We start from the raw sequence: 334 nt of genomic DNA, 5'->3' as shown, positions 1-334 counted from the left end.
ATAGATCGTTTTTATTGTGCTTCTTTTTTCTATTTTTTATTGTGTAAAAGGCAATTGCTGTACTTGCGATTACAATAATGGCTTTCTTCATATTCATTTACCCCTTTTTATTGTTGGTTTAATTCTTGGCTAACTGCTTTTGCATCAACTAAAGCGTGTAAAATCATTTTTACCATGTTCATCATATTCTTTCACTCCTTTTTATAGTTCGTTTAGTTCTTTTACAACTGCTTGTCCGTTCACTAATACCTCAAAGATTGCTTTTACGATTTCCTTCATCATGATTGTTTCCTCCTTTTGTTGTCTCTTTTGTTTACATCTTTATTGTATAGGG

At 31.1% G+C, this 334-nt stretch carries 1 protein-coding gene; it reads right to left on the bottom strand.

Going from position 1 to position 334, the window contains the following annotated elements; genetic code table 11:
- A partial coding sequence (locus tag MR079_RS28590) for a spore coat protein B (protein WP_242269977.1) occupies positions 1 to 97 on the bottom strand: 97 nt, incomplete at its 3' end.
- Positions 98 to 334 lie beyond the last annotated feature (237 nt).

The sequence above is a fragment of the Bacillus cereus group sp. BfR-BA-01381 genome (assembly GCF_022663555.1).
Taxonomy (GTDB): Bacteria; Bacillota; Bacilli; order Bacillales; family Bacillaceae_G; genus Bacillus_A; species Bacillus_A pacificus.
Note: the sequence above shows the minus strand (reverse complement) of the source record. Positions and strands in the feature narration are given on the sequence as shown.